Origin of the sequence: Micromonospora rosaria, from assembly GCF_001567585.1 — a bacterium.
GTDB lineage: Bacteria > Actinomycetota > Actinomycetes > Mycobacteriales > Micromonosporaceae > Micromonospora > Micromonospora rosaria.
The window spans coordinates 1-20,921 of sequence record NZ_LRQV01000032.1; the positions used below are offsets into that span (position 1 = coordinate 1).

20 protein-coding genes and 1 tRNA gene are annotated in these 20,921 nt (G+C 72.7%); 8 read left to right on the forward strand and 13 right to left on the reverse strand.

All coding sequences use genetic code 11. The features are described 5' to 3' along the window. The 6 genes from AWW66_RS11465 to AWW66_RS11490 form a co-directional block, all read right to left on the reverse strand. Nucleotides 1-918, reverse strand: a 918-nt coding sequence (locus tag AWW66_RS11465; protein ID WP_157527389.1) for a serine/threonine-protein kinase, incomplete at its 3' end; no start/stop codon positions are given. Between the two features lies 1 nt (nt 919). Further along, nucleotides 920-2,425 (reverse strand): peptidoglycan D,D-transpeptidase FtsI family protein, encoded by a 1,506-nt coding sequence (locus tag AWW66_RS11470; protein WP_067364013.1) that lies wholly within the window; start codon nt 2,423-2,425, stop codon nt 920-922. Further along, on the reverse strand, nt 2,422-3,912 hold the full coding sequence (locus AWW66_RS11475) for an FtsW/RodA/SpoVE family cell cycle protein (RefSeq protein WP_067364019.1): 1,491 nt from the start codon (nt 3,910-3,912) through the stop codon (nt 2,422-2,424). Before AWW66_RS11475 ends, AWW66_RS11470 begins: the two co-directional genes overlap by 4 nt. Nucleotides 3,913-3,940: 28 nt before the next feature. Beyond that, on the reverse strand, nt 3,941-5,374 hold the full coding sequence (locus tag AWW66_RS11480) for a PP2C family protein-serine/threonine phosphatase (protein WP_067364022.1): 1,434 nt from the start codon (nt 5,372-5,374) through the stop codon (nt 3,941-3,943). Next, a complete protein-coding gene (locus AWW66_RS11485) occupies nt 5,371-5,859 on the reverse strand; it encodes an FHA domain-containing protein FhaB/FipA (protein WP_067364025.1) in 489 nt (162 codons plus the stop codon). Before AWW66_RS11485 ends, AWW66_RS11480 begins: the two co-directional genes overlap by 4 nt. Before the next feature lie 6 nt (nt 5,860-5,865). Next, the gene (locus AWW66_RS11490; RefSeq protein ID WP_067364028.1) at nt 5,866-6,669 is read right to left on the reverse strand and encodes an FHA domain-containing protein; all 804 of its coding nucleotides are present in this window, start codon (nt 6,667-6,669) and stop codon (nt 5,866-5,868) included. A 259-nt stretch (nt 6,670-6,928) separates the two neighbouring features. On the opposite strand from AWW66_RS11490, the gene AWW66_RS11495 reads away from it, so the two are divergent. From AWW66_RS11495 to AWW66_RS11505, 3 genes are all read left to right on the forward strand, one after another. Further along, nucleotides 6,929-7,014: transfer RNA gene (locus AWW66_RS11495), tRNA-Leu, on the forward strand. Nucleotides 7,015-7,123: 109 nt separating this feature from the next. Further along, entirely contained in the window at nt 7,124-8,197 is a 1,074-nt protein-coding gene (locus AWW66_RS11500; protein ID WP_067364031.1) for an NAD-dependent epimerase/dehydratase family protein, read from the forward strand. Nucleotides 8,198-8,249: 52 nt separating this feature from the next. Beyond that, nucleotides 8,250-9,056, forward strand: a complete 807-nt coding sequence (locus AWW66_RS11505; protein ID WP_067364034.1) for a WecB/TagA/CpsF family glycosyltransferase — start codon at nt 8,250-8,252, stop codon at nt 9,054-9,056. 171 nt (nt 9,057-9,227) lie between these two features. On the opposite strand, the gene AWW66_RS11510 is transcribed toward AWW66_RS11505, so the two are convergent. Continuing rightward, on the reverse strand, nt 9,228-11,093 hold the full coding sequence (locus AWW66_RS11510; RefSeq protein WP_067364037.1) for a S8 family peptidase: 1,866 nt from the start codon (nt 11,091-11,093) through the stop codon (nt 9,228-9,230). Between the two features lie 215 nt (nt 11,094-11,308). Between AWW66_RS11510 and AWW66_RS11515 the strand changes: the two genes are divergently transcribed. Next, a complete protein-coding gene (locus AWW66_RS11515; protein WP_067364040.1) occupies nt 11,309-11,935 on the forward strand; it encodes a hypothetical protein in 627 nt (208 codons plus the stop codon). Here the strand turns inward: AWW66_RS11515 and AWW66_RS11520 are convergent. From AWW66_RS11520 to AWW66_RS11530, 3 genes are all read right to left on the reverse strand, one after another. Continuing rightward, complete coding sequence (locus AWW66_RS11520) at nt 11,900-12,310, reverse strand: hypothetical protein (protein WP_067364043.1); 411 nt, start codon at nt 12,308-12,310, stop codon at nt 11,900-11,902. The genes AWW66_RS11515 and AWW66_RS11520 overlap by 36 nt on opposite strands. A gap of 210 nt (nt 12,311-12,520) precedes the next feature. Next, nucleotides 12,521-12,745 carry a DUF397 domain-containing protein gene (locus AWW66_RS11525; protein ID WP_083978404.1) on the reverse strand — a complete coding sequence of 75 codons (225 nt, stop codon included), beginning with the start codon at nt 12,743-12,745 and terminating at the stop codon, nt 12,521-12,523. Beyond that, nucleotides 12,712-13,590 (reverse strand): helix-turn-helix domain-containing protein, encoded by an 879-nt coding sequence (locus AWW66_RS11530; protein WP_067364049.1) that lies wholly within the window; start codon nt 13,588-13,590, stop codon nt 12,712-12,714. Before AWW66_RS11530 ends, AWW66_RS11525 begins: the two co-directional genes overlap by 34 nt. 660 nt (nt 13,591-14,250) lie before the next feature. Between AWW66_RS11530 and AWW66_RS11535 the strand changes: the two genes are divergently transcribed. After that, nucleotides 14,251-14,547, forward strand: coding sequence for a hypothetical protein (locus AWW66_RS11535; RefSeq protein WP_067364052.1), 297 nt, complete (start codon nt 14,251-14,253; stop codon nt 14,545-14,547). Nucleotides 14,548-14,638: 91 nt separating this feature from the next. Then, a complete protein-coding gene (locus tag AWW66_RS11540; RefSeq protein WP_067364055.1) occupies nt 14,639-15,139 on the forward strand; it encodes a hypothetical protein in 501 nt (166 codons plus the stop codon). A 12-nt stretch (nt 15,140-15,151) separates the two neighbouring features. Here AWW66_RS11540 and AWW66_RS11545 read toward each other — a convergent pair whose 3' ends face one another. Next, nucleotides 15,152-15,817 (reverse strand): PASTA domain-containing protein, encoded by a 666-nt coding sequence (locus AWW66_RS11545; RefSeq protein ID WP_067364058.1) that lies wholly within the window; start codon nt 15,815-15,817, stop codon nt 15,152-15,154. Nucleotides 15,818-15,989: 172 nt separating this feature from the next. Here AWW66_RS11545 and AWW66_RS35250 point away from each other — a divergent pair, with 172 nt between their 5' ends. Continuing rightward, the gene (locus AWW66_RS35250) at nt 15,990-17,774 is read left to right on the forward strand and encodes a hypothetical protein (protein WP_067364061.1); all 1,785 of its coding nucleotides are present in this window, start codon (nt 15,990-15,992) and stop codon (nt 17,772-17,774) included. Between the two features lie 108 nt (nt 17,775-17,882). On the opposite strand, the gene AWW66_RS11555 is transcribed toward AWW66_RS35250, so the two are convergent. Both AWW66_RS11555 and AWW66_RS11560 read right to left on the reverse strand, forming a co-directional pair. Then, nucleotides 17,883-19,361 (reverse strand): glutamate-cysteine ligase family protein, encoded by a 1,479-nt coding sequence (locus AWW66_RS11555; RefSeq protein ID WP_067364064.1) that lies wholly within the window; start codon nt 19,359-19,361, stop codon nt 17,883-17,885. A gap of 230 nt (nt 19,362-19,591) precedes the next feature. Further along, nucleotides 19,592-20,173 carry a YceI family protein gene (locus AWW66_RS11560; protein WP_067364067.1) on the reverse strand — a complete coding sequence of 194 codons (582 nt, stop codon included), beginning with the start codon at nt 20,171-20,173 and terminating at the stop codon, nt 19,592-19,594. A gap of 102 nt (nt 20,174-20,275) precedes the next feature. Between AWW66_RS11560 and AWW66_RS11565 the strand changes: the two genes are divergently transcribed. After that, nucleotides 20,276-20,794, forward strand: a complete 519-nt coding sequence (locus AWW66_RS11565; RefSeq protein ID WP_067364070.1) for a MarR family winged helix-turn-helix transcriptional regulator — start codon at nt 20,276-20,278, stop codon at nt 20,792-20,794. The last annotated feature ends 127 nt before the right edge of the window (nt 20,795-20,921 follow it).

Genomic DNA, 20,921 nt, shown 5'->3' on the forward strand with positions numbered 1-20,921 from the left:
CTGGCGGGGCGGTGCGGGCACCTGGGCCCGCCCCGGCCCGGCCGGCGAGGCCGGCACCCCGGAGATCGGGCCGGCCGACCCCCCGCCCCGGTTCTGCTGGGAGAGCGCCTGCTTGGCCTGCCGGGCCACCCCGGCGAGGGCGGCGGCGCTGGACCACCGGGCGGCCGGGTCCTTGGCCATGGCCCGTTCGACGATCGACCGGACCGGGGGCGGGATGTCGCCGGGCAGCGGCCGGGGGGTGTCCCGGACGTGCTTCATGGCGATCTCCAGCGGGTTGTCCCCCTCGAACGGCCGCCGCCCGGCCAGGCACTGGTACGCGACCACGCCGAGGGCGTACACGTCGGAGGCGGCCGTGGCGACCGCGCCGGTGGCCTGCTCCGGCGAGATGTACGAGGCGGTGCCGAGCACCGAACCGGCGGCGGTGAGCTGCCCCACCAACTCGGAACGGGCGATGCCGAAATCGGTCAGCACCAGCGTGCCGTTCGGGCGGACCAGCAGGTTGCCCGGCTTCACGTCCCGGTGCACGATGCCCTTCTCGTGGGCGGCGTGCAGCGCGTCGGCGGCCTGCGCGACCAGGGCCATCGTCCGGGCCGGGGTGAGCCGGCCGACCCGGTTCAGGGTGGCGGAGAGCGCGTCGCCCTCGACGTACTCCATGACCAGGAAGGCGATCTGCTGGTCACTGCCGAAGTCGTAGACGTCCACCACGCCGGGGTGGTTGATGGTCGCCATGGTGCGCGCCTCGCCCCGGAACCGCTCGGCGAAGCCCGGCTCGTCCAGCAGGGCCGGGAGCAGGCTCTTCACCGCGACCGTACGGCCGAGGACCTGGTCGATGCCGCGCCAGACGTCGCCCATGCCACCGCTGGCGATCCGCTCGTCGAGACGGTAGCGGTTGCCGAGCTGGACGCCGGGGCTGAGCATGTCAGCGGCCCCCCGCGTCGGTCACCGCGGCGCGCATGATCTGGCCCGCGATCCGGGCCGCCTCGGCGCTGCCGCCGTCGCCGGCCTCCTCCAGCACCACACAGACCGCGGAGACCGGGTTGCCGTCGCGGTCGAGCGCGAAGCCGATGAACCAGCCGTGGTCCTGCCGGTCCTCGGCGGACTGGGCGGTACCGGTCTTCCCGCCGACGGTGTAGCCGTTGAAGGCGGCGTTGCGGCCGGTGCCCTCCCGGACCACGTTCACCATCATGTCCCGCAGGTCGCCGGCGACCTGGGAACTCACCGGCTGGCGCAGCTCGCGCGGCTTGGCGGTGTAGTAGGTGGTGGTGCGGTCCGGGGCGAGGAGCTGACGGACCAGGTACGGCCGCATCTGGGCGCCGCCGTTGGCGATCGCGCCAGCGATCAACGCGCCCTGCAACGGGGTCATCCGGACGTCCCGCTGCCCGATCGAGGACTGGCCGAGGGCGGCCTCGTCGGTGCTGCCGTCCGGGTTCTGGATGTCGCCGGTGCGGCTCGCCGCCACCCGGTGTCCGCCCTCGCCGAGCTGGCCGACGGTGAGGTCGTCCTGCTCGAAGCCGAACTGGCGGGCCTTCTCCTTGATGGTGTCCGCGCCGAGCCGGACCCCGAGCTGGGCGAAGCCGGTGTTGCAGGAGTCGGTCACCGCCTTCAACAGGGTGACCTCGGACTGGGGGCAGATCGACGGGGCGGCGTTGGTGATCGTGTTGCCGCCGCTGGCGGCCCGCCAGCTCGACCCGGCCGGGATCCGGGTCTGCGGGGTCACCCCGTTCTCCAGTGCCGCGGCGGCCACCACCATCTTGAAGGTGGAGCCCGGCGGGAGGGTCTCGGAGAGCGCCCGGTTCTTCAACGGGCCCTCCGGGTCCTGCTCGTACTTGTTGTACGCCGCGCTGGCCTCCCGGCTGTCGTGGCTGGCCAGCGGGTTCGGGTCGAAGCTGGGCATGGAGACCAGCGCCTGGACCGCCCCGGTACGCGGGTCGAGGGCAATCGCCGCGCCCCGGCTCGCCCCGTTGCGGTTGTTGCGCAGCCCGTCGTACGCCGCCTTCTGGGCCTGCCGGGAGAGGCTGAGCAGCACGTTCCCGCCGCCGCTCTCGTCGCCGGTGAACATGTCCTTGACCCGGTTGGCGATCAACTGGTCGCTGGTCCCGGCGAGGAACTCGTTCTCCAGCCGCTCGATCCCGGTGTCGCCCAGGTTGACCGGCTTGTACCCGATGGCGTGGGCGTACTGGGCCCCGGCCGGGTAGGTGCGCAGGTACTTGAGGTTGCCCTCGGTGGCCTTGCTGGTCGCCAGGGCGGTGCCCCCGGCCTCGATGTTGCCCCGCCGCCGGTCGTACTCGGCGACCTGGACCCGGCCGTTGTAGTCGCTGGTCCGGTACTCGTCGGCCTTGTACGCCTGGACCCAGTTCAGGTTGGCGAAGAGCAGGCCGAACAGGACCATGACCACCACACCGACGCGGCGCAGGGGTGCGTTCACGGGCGAATCACCTCCGTGGGGGCACCGTGCAACTGCTGCGGCGGGCCGCCGCCGGGCCGGGCCGCCGGGCCGCCACCGCCACTGGCGACCGGGCGGCGGGCCGCGTCGGAGACGCGGAGCAGCACCGCGATGATCAGCCAGTTCGCCATCAGGGACGACCCACCGGCGGAGAGGAACGGGGTGGTCTGACCGGTGAGCGGGATGAGCCCGCTGATCCCGCCGACGATCACGAAGACCTGGAGGCCGATGGTGAAGGAGAGGCCACCGGCGAGCAGCTTGCCGAAGGAGTCCCGGACCGCCAGCGCGGCCCGCAGCCCCCGCTCGACGATCAGCAGGTAGACGATGAGCAGCGCGGAGAGCCCGAACAGGCCGATCTCCTCGCCGATGCCGGCGAAGATGAAGTCGTTCTGCACCTCGGGGAGGATGCCCGGCTCACCGCCGCCCGGCCCCGCCCCGAACAGCCCGCCGGTGCCGAGCGCGAGCAGCCCTTGGACGAGTTGATAACCCTTGTCGGTGGGGTCGGCGAACGGGTCGAGCCAGATCTCCGCCCGGACGTAGAAGTTGGCGAACGGCCCCCCGACCGTGCTGCCGAGGACGTACGCCATGTAGGCCCCGACGAAGAACAGCATCAGGCCGATGAGCAGCCAACTGACCCGTTCGGTGGCGATGTAGAGGGTCACCACGAACATGCCGAAGTACAGCAGCGAGGTGCCCAGGTCCTTCTGGAAGATGAGGACCATGAGGCTGATCGCCCAGACCACGAGGACCGGGCCGAGGTCACGGCCCCGGGGGAAGTCGATGCCGAGGAACCGGCGGCTGGCCAGGGAGAGCACCTCGCGCTTGCGCACCAGGTAGTAGGCGAAGAAGACCAGCAGGGCCAGCTTGGCGAACTCACCCGGCTGGATGGAGAAGCTGCCGACCCGGATCCACAGCTTCGCGCCGTTGATCTCGGAGAAGCGCGCCGGCAGCACCGCCGGGATCATCACCAGCACGATGCCGGCCAGCCCCAGGGTGTACGCGTACCGGGAGACCGACCGGTGGTCGCGCATCAGCACCAGCAGCCCGGCGGCGAGCAGCACCGAGATCAGCGTCCAGAGCAACTGCCGGCCGCCGATCCCGGCGAAGGTGGCCAGGTCGGCCCGGTCCGCCGGGGCGGCGTCGTCGAGGTCGAGGCGGCGCAGGAAGCCCACCCCGATCCCGTTGAGCAGGGCCACCGCCGGCAGCAGGGCCGGATCGGCGAATGGGGCGAGGAACCGGACCACCACGTGCACGCCGAGGAAGACGGCGGTCAGCGCGGCGGCCGGCACCCAGAAGTCCGAGGTGACCGTGTCCAGCAGGGTCGCCTCGATGGTCGCCTGGTACGCGGCGACCAGCACCATGGCCAGCAGCAGCAGCGACAGCTCGGAGTTGCGCCGGGACCGGGCCAGGCGCACGCCGGACTGCTCGCCCGTGGGGGGCGAGATAGCCGGGGTGGCCGCTGCGGTCACGCGTCGTCCCTCGGGTTCGGGCCGGCGCTCACTCGGCCGACCGGCAGCCCGCCGGGTCGAACACCGGCGGAACCGTGTCGGTGGGGAGCACGTCGGGCGTGGTGGTCGGGGTGGGCGTGGCGGACGGCTCCGGCCGGGGGCTGCGCCCCTCGGCGCTGGCCGCCGCGCTGGCCCGGGGGCTCGGCGAGGCCGACGCCTCCGGCGACTCCGGCGCGCTGGGCGACGGGCTCGGCGGGCAGAGCGGCTTCAGGTTCGGGTTGGTCGGGTCGTCGTTGGTCAGGTCGGCCAGCCGGCGTGCCGCATCGGTCTCGCTGCGCGCCTGGATGCCCTGCTTGACCTGCTCCTGGGCGGCCAGGGTGAGGTCGTCCAGCAGCACCGGGCTGGTGGAGTGCAGGGTGGAGAGATCTATCCCGGCGACCTGGCCGGGCACCCCCCGGAAGACGGCGAGCTGTCCGGCGTCGGTGGCGCCGACGTAGTACTGCCGCTGGGTGTAGCTCCATCCGGCGAAGAGGCCACCGCCGATGATGACCAGCAGCCCCACCAGCATGGCGGCGGTCCGGACCGGACGACGCCGCGGCTGGTCCGGCTCGTCGTCGCGGCCGGCGGTCGGCTCCTCCGGAGCCGGCGGGCGGGGCGCGGAGAGGGCCGAGGCGCGGGCCGCCGGGGTGGAGACGTCGGCGGAGGTCGCCATGCCCCGGTCCCGGGCGGCGGCGCCCCCGACGATCGGGGACGACTCCACGATGTCCCGGTCGGTGGCGTCCGCGATGATCACGGTGATGTTGTCCGGGCCACCGCCGCGCAGGGCCAGTTGCACCAGCCGCTCGACGCACTGCTGCGGGTCGGTGTACTCCCGCATGGTGTCCGCGATGGTCTCGGCACTGACCACCCCGGAGAGCCCGTCGCTGCAGATCAGGTACCGGTCGCCGGGGAGCACCTGGCGGACGCTGTACTCGGGGTCGATGTCGCGGCCGTCCAGCGCCCGGGTGAGCAGCGACCGCTGCGGGTGGCTGCTCGCCTCCTCGGCGCTGATCCGGCCCTCGTCGACGAGCATCTGGACGTACGTGTCGTCCTTGGTGATCTGCGCGAACTCGCCGTTACGCAGCAGGTAGGCCCGGGAGTCCCCGATGTGGACCATACCGATCTTGCTGCCGGAGAAGAGTGTCGCGGTGAGGGTGGTGCCCATCCCCTCCAGTTGGGGGTTGGCGTCCACGGTGTCGCGGAGTTGTTGGTTGGCGGTGCCGACGGCTGAGCGCAACGCGTCGACGAGCGCGTCACCAGGGACGTCCTCGTCGAGCGGCGCCAGGGCACCGATCACGATGTTGCTGGCGACGTCACCGGCGGCCATGCCGCCCATACCGTCGGCAACGGCGAGAAGCCGCGGCCCGGCGTAGACGGAGTCTTGGTTGCCGTCTCGGATCAGACCGCGGTCGCTGTGGGCCGCATAGCGCAGGGTCAGAGTCATGGCCGTAATTCGAGGGAAGTGCGGCCGATCCGGATCGGCACGCCGAGGGGGACGGGGGTTGGTCCGGTGACCTTAGCGCGATCCAGGTACGTGCCGTTAGTCGAACCGAGGTCCTCGACGAACCACTGCCCGTCACGCGGCACCAGCCGGGCGTGCCGTGCCGAGGCGTAGTCGTCGGTGATGACCAGGGTGGAGTCCTCGGCCCGCCCGATGGTGATCTGCGCTTCGCCGAGGGTGATCCGGGTGCCGGCGAGCTGACCGGCGGTGACCACCAACTGGTGCGCGGCCCGCCCCCGCTTGACCTTCGCCGGTTTCGCCGGCTGCTGCCCGGCCGGGGCGCCCACCGCGCGTGGTGCGGCCACCAGCCGACCGGACCGGGCCCCCGCGAAGAGGTCCCGGCGGATCACGCCGACCACCGTGAAGACGAAGATCCACAACAGGATCAGGAACCCGAACCGGGCGACGGTGATGACGAGTTCCGGCAAGGCGGGTCAGCCGTCCACGCGGAAGGTCAGGGTGGTGGTGCCGAGCTGGATCATGTCACCGGGGTTGAGCGCGACGGCGGAGACCCGCTGGCCGTTGACCATGGTGCCGTTGGTCGACCCCAGGTCGGTCAGCACGACCTGACCACCGTCGAAGTCCAGCCGGGCGTGCCGGCGGGAGATGCCGACGTCGGGCAGGCGCAGGTTGGCCTGGTCGCCGCGGCCGATCACGGTCGAACCCATCTGGAGGGGGTACGTCCGCCCGTCGCCGGAGACCAGCCGGACGTTGCGCCCACCGCCGTGGCCGGGCGGGGGGCCGTAGCCGCCGCCCTGGTCGTAGGAGGGGTACCCGGGCGGGCCCTGGTCGTAGCCGCCCTGGTCGTAGCCGGGCGCGGAGACCGGGGCGACGTCGCCACCGGTGTAGACCTCGGCGGTGACCCGGAACATGCCGGTGTCGAGGCCCTCACCACGCTCGATCTCGACGATCACGTCGCCGTAGACCGTCCAGGCCTGCTCGCCGATGAACTCCGCCTGCGACTGGGCCAGCTCCTGGGCCAGCGCGGCGGCGTACGGCGCCAGCCGACTGTGGTCGTACGGCGAGAGATCGATCACGTAGCGGTTGGGCACCAACGTGCGCCCACCGGCCAGGATCGCCTTGTGCGCCTCGGCCTCCCGCTGCATGGCGTTGAGGATCTCCACGGGGTGGACCACCCCTTTGAAGACCTTGGCGAAGGCCCCTTCAACCAGGCCTTCCAGTCGCTTCTCGAAGCGTTGCAGCACGCTCACCGGCTCCTCCTCGGGTCCCGAGGACATGATGGTATCCGGCCGGCGCGCGTGCAGCTCACACGCCGCTCGACCGCCTGTCGTCGGCCCGCTCGGACGGGCCGCTGCTGTCGTGCTACTCTTTCGTCCGCCACGAACGGTAACCGATCACTGGAACGGTGTCTCGCTGGAACGGTGTCCGAGCCTGGGACGGTATCCGATCGCGGCAATGGTCAGGCTCAGCGTAGTATGTGCCGGGCCCGCTGGAGACAGCGGGATCGGGGCCGCTACAGTGATCCCGGCAAGCCACGGGGAAGTGGCGGAATGGCAGACGCGCACGGTTCAGGTCCGTGTGCCCGAAAGGGCGTGGGGGTTCAACTCCCCCCTTCCCCACCACCAGACGAGGGCCTCGCACGATGCGGGGCCCTCGCTTCATGTCAGGGCGTGCCGGGCGTCACGCTATGCTCCGATGGTTTTTCTGCCTCCCATGGACCAGGAGTGGCGTGTGACTGTCGCGTTGGTGACCGGATCAGGCGGTCTGATCGGATCGGAGGCGGTACGGCACTTCGCCGGTCTCGGGCTCGACGTCGTCGGGATCGACAACGACATGCGGCAGGAGTTCTTCGGCGCCGAGGCGTCGACCGCGTGGAACGTCCGCCGGCTCGCCGACGACCTGGGCGACGCGTACGCGCACCACAGCATCGACATCCGGGACCGGGACGCGCTGGGCCGGCTCTTCGCCCGTTACGGCCGGGACATCGCCGTGGTGATCCACACCGCCGCGCAGCCCTCCCACGACTGGGCCGTCCGGGACCCGTTCACCGACTTCGACGTCAACGCCGCCGGCACCCTCAACGTGTTGCAGAACGTGCGCGAGCACTGCATCGAGGCACCGGTGATCCACTGCTCCACCAACAAGGTCTACGGCGACCGCCCCAACAGCCTGCCGTTGGTGGAGCAGGAGACCCGCTGGGAGATCGAGCCGGGGCACCCGTACGAGCAGGGCATCCGGGAGGACATGTCGATCGACGCCTGCCTCCACTCGATCTTCGGTGCCTCGAAGGTCGCCGCCGACGTGATGGTGCAGGAGTACGGCCGCTACTTCGACATGCGGACCGCCTGCTTCCGGGGCGGCACCCTGACCGGCCCGGCGCACTCGGCGACCGAGCTGCACGGGTTCCTCGGGTACGTGATGCGGGCGAACATGGAACGCCGGACGTACAAGATCTTCGGGTACCAGGGCAAGCAGGTGCGCGACGCGATCCACAGCTCGGACGTGGTCTCGGCGTTCGAGGCGTTCTTCCGCAACCCCCGCTCGGCGGCGGTCTACAACCTCGGCGGCGGCCGGCACTCCAACGTCTCCAACCGGGAGGCGTTCGCGCTGGCCGAGCAGATCACCGGCCTGGAGATGGTGACCGAGTACGTCGAGGCCAACCGGATCGGCGACCACAAGTGGTGGATCGGCTCGAACGAGGCCTTCCAGGCCGACTACCCCGACTGGAAGCAGGTGTACGACGTACCCATGATCATGCGGGAGATCCACGAGGCCAACGTCGACAAGTGGGTGTCGGCCGGATGAGCGGGCACACCGGCGACGACCGCCCGGCGACGGGCGTGCGGGAGGTGCGACGGTGACGGCGCAGGGCAAACGGAACGTCCTCGGCGTCCTGGTCGACGCCACCGACTACGCCTCGGCCACCGAGCAGGTGGTGGCCGCCGCGTGGGAGCGGCGACCGCTGGCGCTGACCGCGCTGGCCGTGCACGGGGTGATGACCGGGGTGCTCGACCCGGCGCACAACGCCCGGCTGAACTCCTTCGACGTGGTCACCCCGGACGGGCAGCCGGTGCGCTGGGCGCTCAACCTGCTGCACCGGGCCAACCTGTCGGACCGGGTCTACGGCCCGCTGCTCACCCTGCACGTGCTGCGCCGCTTCGCCGAGGAGGGGCTGCCGGTCTACCTCTACGGCTCCACCGAGGCGACGCTGTCCCGGCTGATCCCGGAGCTGGGCCGCAAGTTCCCGGCTCTCAAGATCGCCGGAGTGGAGCCGTCGAAGTTCCGCCAGGTGCAGCCGGGCGAGGACGTCGAGATCGCCAACCGGATCCGGGCCAGCGGGGCCCGGCTGGTGCTGGTCGGGCTCGGTTGCCCCCGCCAGGAGGTCTTCACGTACGCGATGCGCCCGCTGCTGGACATGCCGATGATGGCGGTCGGTGCGGCCTTCGACTACCACGCCGGGCTGCTGAAGAACCCCCCGCCGTGGATGCAGAAGGCGGGGCTGGAGTGGTTCTGGCGGCTCGGACTGGAGCCGAAGCGGCTCTGGCGCCGGTACGTCATCCTCAACCCGGCGTACCTGGGCCGGCTGGCGGCGCAGAAGACCGGGCTGTGGAAGGCTCCGGCCCCGGCCCCGGCCACCGAACGCCCCCGTACCTTCGCCGTCTGAGCCCGGCGCGGAAGCCCGGCACCGGCTGAGCCCGGCGCGAGGGCCGACGCACGAGCGCGTCCCCTCCGGGTTGTCGTGGCCACCCTCTCGACCGGGCCACGACAACCGGGACGGAACGCGCTCGGCGACCCGACCCGGCCCCGTGGACGGGGCCGGGCGGGGCGCGGTCGGTCAGAGGGTCAGGCTCCAGGTGTCGAGGTAGCCGGTGTCACCGGAGAAGACGTCACGCACCCGTAGCTGCCAGGTGCCGTCCGCCGCCTCCGACGACAGGTTCACGGTGTACGTCGCGTTCACGTTGTCCGCGCCGTCGAGGATGCTGCTGTTCTTCAGCCGGTACGCCGAACCGTCCGGGGCGAGCAGGTCGATGACCAGGTCACCCCGGTAGGTGTGGACGATCTGCACGGCGACCGACGCGGACGCCGAGGCGGCCCGGCCACAGCCGGCGATCACGATCGGGCTGGTCGCCCCGGCCAGGGCGGCGTCCGGGATCGCCACGTCGGTGCCGTTGCTGCCGGAGCAGCCACCGCCGGGGCCGGTCACCGTCAGGCGGTACGTCGCCGTCCGGGTACCCGACGCGGCGGTGCCGGTCACGGTCACCGGGTACGTCCCGGCGGGGGTGCCGGCGGCCGTGGCCACGGTCAGCGTCGACGACCCGCCCGAGGTGACGCTCGCCGGGCTGAACGAGGCGGTCGCCCCGCTGGGCAGCCCGCTGGCGGAGAGGGCGACCGTCTGGGCGGAGCCGTTGGTGGTGGCGGTGGCCACCGTCGCGGTGACCGAACCACCCGGCGCGGTCGAGCCGCTGGTCGGCGACACCGCCACCGAGAAGTCGTCGGTCGGCGGCGGGGTGTCCCCGTTGACCACGTAGAGCAGCTTGTTGGGCGATCCGGTGCCCGGGTTGGGGATCACCCCGTCGGTGGCGTTGTTCACCAGGTAGTCGCGGACCTGCTGCGGCGTCCAGGACGGGTTGACGCTGGCCACCAGGGCCGCCGCGCCGACCACGTGCGGGGTCGCCATCGAGGTGCCGTTGATGGTGTTGGTCGCCGTGTCGTTGGTGTGCCAGGCGGACGTGATCGCCGAGCCCGGCGCGAAGATGTCCACGCAGGTGCCGATGTTGGAGAAGGACGACCGACTGTCGGTGTTGGTGGTCGAGCCGACCGTGATCGCCTCGGTGGTACGCGCCGGCGAGGTGTTGCAGGCGTTGGCGCCGCTGTCGTTGCCGGCGGCCAGGCCGTACGTCACCCCGGAGTTGATCGAGTTGCGGACGGCGGTGTCGAGCGAGGCGTTCGCCCCGCCGCCGAGGCTCATGTTCGCCACGGCCGGCTTGACCGCGTTCGCGGTGACCCAGTCCACCCCGCCGATCACCCCGGCGTTGGTACCGCTGCCGGCGCAGTTCAGCACCCGGACGCCGACCAGGGTGACGCCCTTGGCCACGCCGTACGCGCCGCCGCCGACGGTGCCCGCCACGTGCGTACCGTGGCCGTTGCAGTCGTCCGCCGCGCCGCCGTCCACCGCGTCGAAGCCGGAGACGGCCCGGCCACCGAAGTCGCTGTGGCTGAACCGGATCCCGGTGTCGATGATGTACGCGTGCACGTTCCCGGCGGTGTTCGGGTAGGTGTAGGAGCTGTCCAGCGGCAGCGCCCGCTGGTCGACGCGGTCCAGGCCCCAGGAGGGCGGGTTGGGTTGCGTCCCGGCGATGGAGACGGTGTGGTTCTGCTCGACGTACGCGACGGCCGGGTCCGCCGCGATCCGCGCGGCGGCCTTCGCGTCGACGGTGACCTCGAAGCCGCGCAGCGCGGCCGAGTAGGTGCGGGCCACCGCGCCGCCGTGCCGGCCGACCAGCCGGCCGGCGGTGTCCCGGACCCTGCCGCGCTCGACGGCGGTGTCCTTGAACACGACGATGTAGCTGTCCGCCACGGCGGTGGCCCCACCGGCGGCCCGGATCGGGCCGACCGGCTCGGCTGCCATGGCGGGGGTCGCGGCCGCGAGCATGGTGAGCGCGGCGACTCCGACGAGGACGGACCTGTGTGGGATACCCATCTCCCTACCTCCCTCCGACCGGCCACGGTCGACCCGAACCAGTGACTACGGAACGACGTCGGCCGATCACGCCGAGGCTAGGGGAGATCACAAGAGATTTAAACATGTCGAATCTTCCATCACTTCGGCACGATGACCCCTACGGGGTGCGGTACGGGAGAGGCAGGGGTGGCGTCCCGGATTCGGTCGGCCCGCGAATGGGCAAGGGTTGAGACATGGACAGCCATCTCACCGTTCTGCTGACGGTCGCCGCCGTCTGGCTCGCCGCCGGGGTCGTCGCGGAGGGGATGCCCCGGCTCCACCGGGCCCGTACCCTCCGGCGGCGGGTGCACTGGCTGTTCGGCCTCACCCTGACCGGCCTCGGGCTGACCGGGGCGGTGCTGATGGCCGGGTTGCAGAGTCCCGGGGCGGCCCCGGCCGACCGGGCCGCGGCGGCCCTCGCCCTCGCCACCGGGCCGGCGCTGCTGGTCGCGGTCTGCACCCTCCGTCGGCTGCGCCGGCTCTCCGCCGGGGCGGGCGCCTTCGCCTTGGCCCCACGGACGCCCGCGCCGCACGGACTCCGGGCCGCCGCCGCGCACCCGCTGATCGGGCTGCCGCTCCAGGTCACCGGCGTGGCCACGGTGGTGGGGGTGCTCTCGGCCAACGGCTTCGGCGTGCTCGACGGCCCGGGGATCACCGGTCCGGCGATCACCGTCGCGGTGCTCGCCATGACCGCCGTCGCGGTCCGGCACGCGCTGCGGCACAACCGGCTCGCCGAGCGGGCGCTGTCGGAGCCGGCCGCCGCGCTGCGGGAGCCGGCCGGCGACCTACCGCGTACGACCGCCGGAGCCCTGCACGTATAGCAGCTCCAGGATCGCCCGGGTCGCCTCGAACCAGCGGTCCAGCCAGCCCGGTGGCGGCACGCTGCCCTTGGGCGGCAACTCCAGCAGCAGACCGCGCAGGAGCGGGTGGTCCACCAGCGACTCGCTCGACTCCCCGGCCCACCCGGACGGCGGGAACGAGGGCTCGGTGAGCGGGTTCGGGTCCAGCAACGGCAGGGACAGCGGCGACGGCACCTGCTCCGGCGCGGACGACATCCCGGTGCGCCCGTCGAGGTCGCCGTCGGTGGAGACCACCTCCGTCAGGACGGTGTCCCGCCGGGCGCCACGGTACTTGCCACCGAACCGTTCCGGCTTGCCCGGACCGTTGGTGTGGTTGTCTGACCCGATCGTCGTCATCCGTCTCGCCTGCCTCGCTCGGTTCCGGATTGCTGTGGCGGGCTGTCGACCAGCGCCGTAACGAGGGGTACAACGAGACGGACCGGAAGTGGCGACGGCCTCGGCCACGCCGCCGTCGCCGCCGACGGCCGCCGGGCACGCCGAGGGACGCGGCCCCGGCCCGGCCACGCTGCCGGAACGGTTCCGCGCCCCTCGGTCTCCGCCGGTTCGTCAGTCCCGGCCGAACACACCCTTCCTGGCACCGGCGACGAAGGCGTGCCAGTCACCCGGAGCGAACATCAACGCCGGCCCGGACCGGTCCTTCGAGTCCCGGACCCCGACGGCGCTGCTCGCGTACGCCACCTCCACGCAGTTGTCACAGTTCGGCCCGCTCTTCGAGCTCTTGAACCAGAACGCCTGCGTCAGGTCCGCGGGGAACCCCTTCGCCACTTCCACAACGGCTCCTCTGCCAGTGTCGCGATGTGTGCAATGGACTCCTCCGGTCCGATGGCCGCTGCTCGAACGTGGTCGAAGATGAAGTTGTACTTCTGCAGTTCGTCGCTCTTCTCCAGGAAGAGCCCACCCGTGGCGTTCTCCGCGTACACGACATCCGGGTCACCGGGCTCGGGGAAGCCGAGGATGGTGAACGTGCCGTCCATGCCGGCGTGCGCGCCCGCCGCGAACGGCAATAACTGGAGTGTCACGTTCGGCAATTGCGCCGCCTCCACCAACCGCCTGAGCTGACCACGCATCACCGCGTCGCCGCCCACCGGTCGACTCACCACCGCCTCATCGAGCACCGCCCACAGATTGACCGGGTCGTCCTGGGTCAACAACGACTGACGTCCCATTCGGACACGCACCCGTTGGCGTACCTCCTCGGCGGGCAGGTCCGGCCGGGCGAGCCGGATCATCGCGTCGGCGTACTCCTCGGTCTGCAACAGGCCCGAGACCACCTGCTGCTCGTACGTCTTGATCACCCGGGCGGCGTCCTCCAGCCCGACGTACGCGCCGGCCAGGACGTTGTTGTACGGGTGCCACCAGCCCTTCTGCCGCGCCTCCCGCGCGAACTGCACCAGCTCGTCGCTCTCCGCGCCGTCCACGCCGTAGATCCTGAGCATGTCCCGCACGTCGCGCGGGGTGGCGGTGGTGTGGCCGGTCTCGATCCGGGAGACCTTCGAGGCCGAGCACTCCAGTTGCTCGGCGACCACCTCTATGGTGATGCCCGCCTGCTCCCGCCGGCGGCGGAGTTCCGCGCCGAGCCGGCGACGTCGGATCGTGGGGCTGCGCCGTTCACTCACGGCCCACCCCGGGGTCTACTGGTCCGAAACCCGGGACAATCGCGCTCACCCGCGCTACCTCCGGTAGATCGCGCCTACGTCGACGCCCGCCGCGGGCGCGCAGGGTCGAACGGCGGGCGATCGTTCGCGGCATGGGGGTGGTGCCGTTCGTCGGCCGGCCGCGACGGCGAAACGGGCGTCCAGTGTGCCGCCATGGATCGAGAGCTTCAAGCGGGCTCGTGTGGTGTGTTCACGTCCGCAAATTCGTTGGGCGTTCACGCATCGGCAAAAGTCGACGTGCAACTTGCATGAATCGCGTCACTCATGCAGTCTGTCCGTGTGGCTCGGGTTACTGACCGTCCCGGTCGACCACCGGACCGGTCCGCTCCGAACGCCCCGCACCAGGGCGATGTGAGCGGCCCTGAGCTGCGGCAACAGATGATGGATTCGCCCCGGGGATGACCCCGCGACCGTAGGCCTGAAGGCTACGGCGGCGGGAGCGGTAGCCGGGTGCGGTCGAGTGATGGTCGGGTGTCGGCACGCCACCAGCGAGCCCGCCCGACCACCACGATCTGCCCACACAGCCGGCCGAAGAGGCACGAGCCTTTGCCGTGCTGTGACCTTTCCTGTCCAGCTTCCCGCCGGCGTGCCCGTCGGCGGATCTCTCCTCCAGGAGCCCATGTGCTTCCCCGCTCTGGTGACGTTCTGCACGTGACTCGCGCGGCGAGTGTCCAGTTCCTCCACCGCCCCATCATGTTCCGGGTGATCCGGGTACACGACTGGCCGACGTACGACGGCTGGCTCTGGCTCGACGGGTACGAGCTGGACGCGACCGGGGACGCGGTCAGCCGCCGGCAGATCTACGTCCAGGCGGTGGGGCTGCGCCAGCTCCGGGCCGCGCCGGAGCCGCGCCAGCACACCGTACGGGCCCGGCGGCCGATCGCGCGTACCCCCGTGCGCGTGGGCCTGACCTCGTAGTTCCCGCCCCCGGGGTGGGTCCACCGCCATAGACTCGGTACGCCCACCCCGGCACGCTCCACCCCGCGCGGCCTCAGACCCCGAACCTGGGATGGCCATGCTCAGTCTGCCCGCCACGCCACGACACCGGCTCCGGATCGGCTACGCCCTCGGGCTGCTGGCGATCCTCGGCGCCGCGACCACCCTGGCGGTCGAGGCGCGGGACCCCGCTCTCTCGGCGACCCGCCTGGAGACCCCGGTACCCGCCCCGGAGATCCCCGTCGTCGAGGAGCCCGGGGTGACCGTCGACCGGTACCCCGATCCATGGGCGACGAGCCCACGCGGCCCGGACGGTCCGGCCCGGGGCGGCGCCCCGCTCGGCCCGCCGGAACAGCCGGTCGCCGGAGCGCCCGCCGACCGGGTACCCGCCGACCGGCTACCCGCCCCCGGGGCCCGGTCCGGCAGCGGCGGCGGTACCGCCGTCGGGGCGGCCCGCCCCGAGCCGGGCGGTCGGGCGGACGACGCGCGTTCCCTGTTCTGGTCCGGCGTCGGCGGTCTGGTGATCTCCCTGACCGGCATCGGGTTGCTCGCGGCCAGACGCCGGATGTGGTGAGAGCCGGTCAGGTCACGGGGTGACGGTGGCCGGCGGACCGCTGGTCGGCGCGGTCGTCGGTGCCGATGCCGGCCCCTCGGAGATCACCAGGGTCACCTCCTGCCCCGCCGGTACCGGGGTACCGGCCGCCGGGTCGGTCTCGATCACCGTGCCCGGCCGGTCCGGGGCGCTCCGGTACGTCAGCCGGTACCGCACCCCCAGCCGGTCCAGGATCGTCTCCGCCGTGCCCTGGGCGAGCCCCACCAGCGGCGGCACCGGCACCGTGGCCGAACCGGTGGTGGGTGCGGTGGTGGCCGGGGTGGTCGTCGGCGGGGTGGTCGCGGGGGTGCGGCCGGGAGTCGCCGGGGTCCGCGTGCCCGTGGTCGGCGCGAGGGTCGGAGCGGCCGTCGGCGACTCCGGCCCGGTGTCCCCCGTCGGCTGACTGGCGAGCCACAACCCGGCGCCCACCAGCCCGAGCAGCGCCAACGCGACCAGGCCGAGCAGGATCGGGGTCCACCAGCGGCGGCCGGTGGGCTCGTCGCCGTACCACTCGGCCTCCGGCTCCGGGTAGCCCGGCGGTCGGGGCGGTGGCACGCCGGCCCGACCCGACCAGGCCGCCGGGGTGCCGGGTCCAGGCGGAAGCTGCCGGGTACGGTCGTCGTCTTCTCCGGTGGGTGGCTCCTGGCGGTCGTCGCTCATCGCACGTTCCCTCCGTGCGGGCACCCTGGCCCTCGTGGCCCCACGCTAACCGGCAGGACGGCCACCGGCCCGGATCAGCGCGCACCACCGCGCGTCACGACCCGACCCCGGCCCGTGATCCACGCTCCGCCACGACTCGCCCCGGTCGCCCGGGGCGGTTACGCTCCCCGGCATGGCCAGGGGCTGGGGAGGATCCATCGCCACCGCGACCGGCGTCGCCGCCGGGGCGGGCGCGGCTCAGCTGGGCTTCGGCTACGGGCTGGGCATCATCACCTGGGCGCCGGCCGGCACCGCCCCGGAGGAGGCGGCCTGGGTGGCCAGCCTGGCCTGGGCCACCTGGATCGCCGCCACCTCGACCGTCGTCGGCGCGATCGGCGCCCAACGACTGCGGGAGCGACCCGCCGGGCCCGCCACCGACCGCCCGGAGCCGGCCACCGACCCGACCCCGCCGCCCGACGCCGACCGGACCAGCCCCACCGCCACCGGACGGGCCGTCCCCGCTGGCGACGGGCAGGCCGTTTCCCCCGCCGCCCCCGCTGGCGACGGGCAGGCCATGCCCGCTGGCGGCGACGGGAGCCCGGTCGGGGCCGCCGGATCGGGTACGGCACCGGCCACCGGAACGGCGCACACCGCCGACCCGGCCGCCGAGGCGGCGGTTACCGCCCCGGCCGCCGAGCAGGCGGGCACCGACCCGGCCGGTCGGGACACGCCACCCGGCGTGGGCGGCCCCGGTCGGGACACGCCACCCGGCCCCGGCGAGCCCGGTCGGGACCCGGCCCGGGGCGGCACCCTGGGCCGCCTCATGCTGGCCGTCGCCGCCGCGATCGGCGCCCTGACCACCGTCCTGCTGGTGGCCGTACCGGCCCGGGTGGCGGAACTGCCGGGGACCACCGCCCCGCAGGCCGTCGCCGCCGGGTACGCGGGCGCCGGGGTGCTGCTCGGGTTCCTGGTCGCACTCTGGGCGCTGCACTCTCCCGCCGCCCGGGCCAACCTGGTCGCCACCGTGGCCTGGCTCTGGCTGCTCGCCGTCGCGGCGGTGGTGGACGGGGTGCTCGCCGGGCGCGGACTGAGCACCGCCCAACTCGGCATCTGGCAACTCAGCGCGGACAACGCCGGTTTCTGGCTGCGGGACTACTTCTACTGGCCCGGTGCCGCGCTGGCGCTGGGCTCCGCCCTGGTCATCGGGGTGTTCGCCGCCCGGCGGTGCGCCCGGAACCCCCTGCGCCGGGTCGGCGCGGCGGTCTCCGGGGCGGCCGGACCGCTGCTGGTCGCGGTGGCGTACTTCCTGGTCGTACCCCGGCTGGGGACGCTCGGCGCCGAGCAGGTGTCGGCCCACCTCGTCGCCCCGTACGCGGTCATCGTCGGGGCGGGCGCGTCGGCGCTGGTGGCCGCCCTGGGCCAACGGTCCGCCACCCGCGCCGCCGAGCGACGGGCCCGCGCACAGCGCACCGGCGCGGCGCACCCCTCGCCGGCCGCCTTCGCCCCCGATCCGCTGCCCGCCGCCGCACCCTCGGCGGCATCCGTACCGCGCCTGACCGCCGGTCCCACCAACCCGCCGCGCCCCGACACCGCGCCGACCGCCCCGGCACCGGACGAATCCGCCCCGGCACCGCACGGGACCGCCCTGGAGGGCCCCACACCGACCGGTCCGGCCGATCCGGTCGGCCCGGCCGAACCGGTCAGCCCCATCGCCCGCCCGGCCACCCGCTCGGCCGCCCCGAGACCGCGCACCCGTACCGCGTCGACGCCGGGCCGGACCGCGAGCGACCCGGAGTCGGCCGGCCGGGCCACCAAGGCCGGTGACGCCTCGGCGGCCGGGTCGGGCGGTCAGCCGGACGCCGCGCCGCCGGACGGATCGGCGGTCACCCCGGAGTCGGCCGCCGAGGAACCCACCGGCCCCGCCGACGCAGCGGTGCCCAGGCCCCGTACACCCCGCGCCGGCCGCCGAACCCGCTGAGCCGACCACCACTCCTCGCCGGGCCGACCACCGGCCCCCGCACCGGACACCGGACACCGGACCCCAGCGACCGGTGGTGGGGCCGGTGGTGGGCCCACGGCGGGACGGTCAGTCGACCGGCCAGGTGTGCACGGGCTCGTTGCCGCCCTGCAACTCCGCGTACCGCTGCACCATGTGGTGCAGGGCGGCGTCCCGGTCCAGTCCCCGGTTCCGCTCGGCGGACAACACCGTCTCGGTCTGCCAGACCGCGCCGTTGCGTCCCGTCCGGCAGCGCTGCTCGATGATGCCCAGCAACCGGTCCCGCTCGGCCGGGGCGACGCCGAACCGGTCCAGCCCCGCGGCGGCCTGCGGCAGCAGCACGTCGAGCACGAGGGTGGTGACCGGCACCTCGCCGAGCCGGGGCCAGTGCAGCGTAGCCTCGATGCCGCGCCGGGCGGCGGCGTGGAAGTTCTCCTCGGCGGAGCTGAACGGAAGCTGGCTCCAGATCGGCCGGTCCGCCTCGGCCAGCCCCCGGGCCAGCCCGAAGTAGAAGGCGGCGTTGGCGAGCATGTCCACCACGGTCGGCCCGGCCGGCAGCACCCGGTTCTCCACCCGCAGGTGCGGGCGGCCGTCCATGATGTCGTAGACCGGCCGGTTCCAGCGGTAGACGGTGCCGTTGTGCAGCCGGAGTTCGGCCAGCTCGGGTACGCCACCGGCGTGCAGCACCTCGACCGGGTCCTCGTCCTCGACGATGGGCAGCAACGGCGGGAAGTACCGGACGTTCTCCTCGAAGAGGTCGAAGATCGAGGTGATCCACTGCTCGCCGAACCACACCCGGGGGCGTACCCCCTGGGCCTTCAGCTCGTCGGGGCGGGTGTCGGTGGCCTGCTGGAAGAGGGCGATCCGGGTCTCCGCCCAGAGCTGCCGGCCGTAGAGGTAGGGCGAGTTGGCCCCGACCGCGACCTGGACGCCCGCGATGGCCTGGGAGGCGTTCCAGTAGTCGGGGAAGCTGTCCGGCGCGACCTGGAGGTGGACCTGGAGGCTGGTGCAGGCCGCCTCCGGGGCGATCGAGTCGGTGTGCGTCTGGAGCCGCTCCACGCCCCGGATGTCCAGCTCGATGTCCTCGCCCCGGGCCCCCACGATCTGGTCGTTGAGCACCCGGTACCGCTCGGCGGTGGAGAGGTTGTCGGCCACCAGGTGCCGCTCGGTGAGGGTGGGCAGGATACCGACCAGGAGGATCCGCGCGTCCGACTTCGCCGCCCGCTCGTCGGCCCGGCTGAGGCTGCTGCGCAGGTCCTTCTCGTAGTCGGTGAAGCCGGTGCCCTCGATCAGCCGGGGCAGCGCGTTCAGCTCCAGGTTGAACTGACCCAGCTCGGTCTGGAACAGCGGGTCGGCGATCTCGGCCAGGATCTCGTCGTTGCGCATCGCCGGCTCGGCGGCCGGGTCGGCCAGGTTGAGTTCGATCTCCAGGCCGGTCATCGGCCGGTCGGCGTCGAACCCGAAGTCGTCAAGCATCAACGCGAAGACGTCCAGGCACCGACGGACCTTCTGCCGGTAGCGGACCCGGTCCTCCCGGGAGTAGGCGCGCTGCGCAACATCCTTGCCCATCTGTTCCTCCCGGCGGGTGGCGCGACCGGAACGCACCGTCCCGAGAGCGCATTGTGAAGCATCCACCGTAAGAGCGGCAGCGTGCCCCGGCCACCGGTGACGGACGGCTCCGCCCGCCTGACGCCGGTGGGGAGAGAATCGTCACCCGCCCGCATGGCAGGGGCGCGAGCTGGGAAAACAGCCGGGCCCGCACGTCGTCGACGACGTGCGGGCCCGGTGCCGGTCGCGGGTCAGGCCTGCCGGATGGCCTCGCCCTCGATCTCGATCTTGACCTTCTTGCCGACCAGCACGCCGCCGCCCTCCAGGGCCACGTTCCAGGTCAGACCGAAGTCCTCCCGGTCGATCTCGGTGCTGGCGGTGAAGCCGAAGATGTCCTGTCCGAACGGGCTGCGGCCGACGCCCTCGAACTCGACGGCCAGGTCGACCGGGCGGGTGACGCCCCGGATGGTCAGCTCGCCGGAGAGCACGAACTCGCTGCCGTTCTGGGACTTCACGCCGGTGCTGCGGTACTCCAGCGTGGGGTGGGTCTCCACGTCGAGGAACTCGGGGCTGCACAGGTGCGCGTCCCGGTCGCCCTGGGCGGTGGTCAGGCTGGCCGCCTGGATGGTGGCGCTGACCGAGGAGGCCAGCGGGTCCTCGGCGACGGTGATCGTGGCGGTGGCCTCGGTGAACTCACCGCGCACCTTGCTGACCATCATGTGCCGGGCGACGAACCCGACGCGCTTGTGCGCCGCGTCCAGCAGGTAGGTGCCGGCGGTGGGGATGGTGAGGCCGTTCCAGTCGCGGGTGACCGCGTCGGTGTTGACGGTCATGGCACTGCCCTCCAAGAGAGGTGTACGAAGCGATCCAACGTTTGCGCCAGCAACTATAGCTACAGCAATATTCCTCGTGTCAAGTACTGCTATGCTGGACCGGTGAACCAGAACGTCTTCGACGACCCCCGCATCACGGCCGTCGGCCTGCTCGTCGAGGCGCACGCCGGGCTGTCGGCCCGGTTCGCCGCCCAGCTGGAGGAGCACGGCCTCTCGTCGGTCGAGTTCGAGGTGCTGACCCGCCTCGCCCGCTCGCCGGGCAACCAACTGCGGATGACCGATCTTGCCGCGCAGACCTCCCTCTCCACCAGTGGCGTGACCCGGGTGGTCGACCGGATGGAGCGCGACGCCCTGCTCTGCCGGCGCGCCTGCCCCAACGACCGGCGCAGCTCGTACGCGGTGGTCACCCAGGCCGGGCTGGAGCGACTGGACGACGTCCTCCCCGGCCACCTGCGGATCATCGAGCAGTGGTTCACCGGCCAACTCGACCCGCCGGCCCTGGCCGCCCTGCTCGACGGCCTGCGTCAGGTACGGGACGCGGTGCACCCGGGGGCGACCGCCGGCAGCACCGACCTGCCACCCCACCTCGCCCGACCACGGGACGAGGACCCCGTCACCTGACCGACCCGCCAGCCGGAGCCGGGGCGGGGCACCGGCAGAAAGACCGGCAGAACTACCCGGGAGCGGCGAAATATCCCCACAAAAGGGGCGTAAGGGCTTTACAGCGGTGGCTAGTCTTCACCACGCG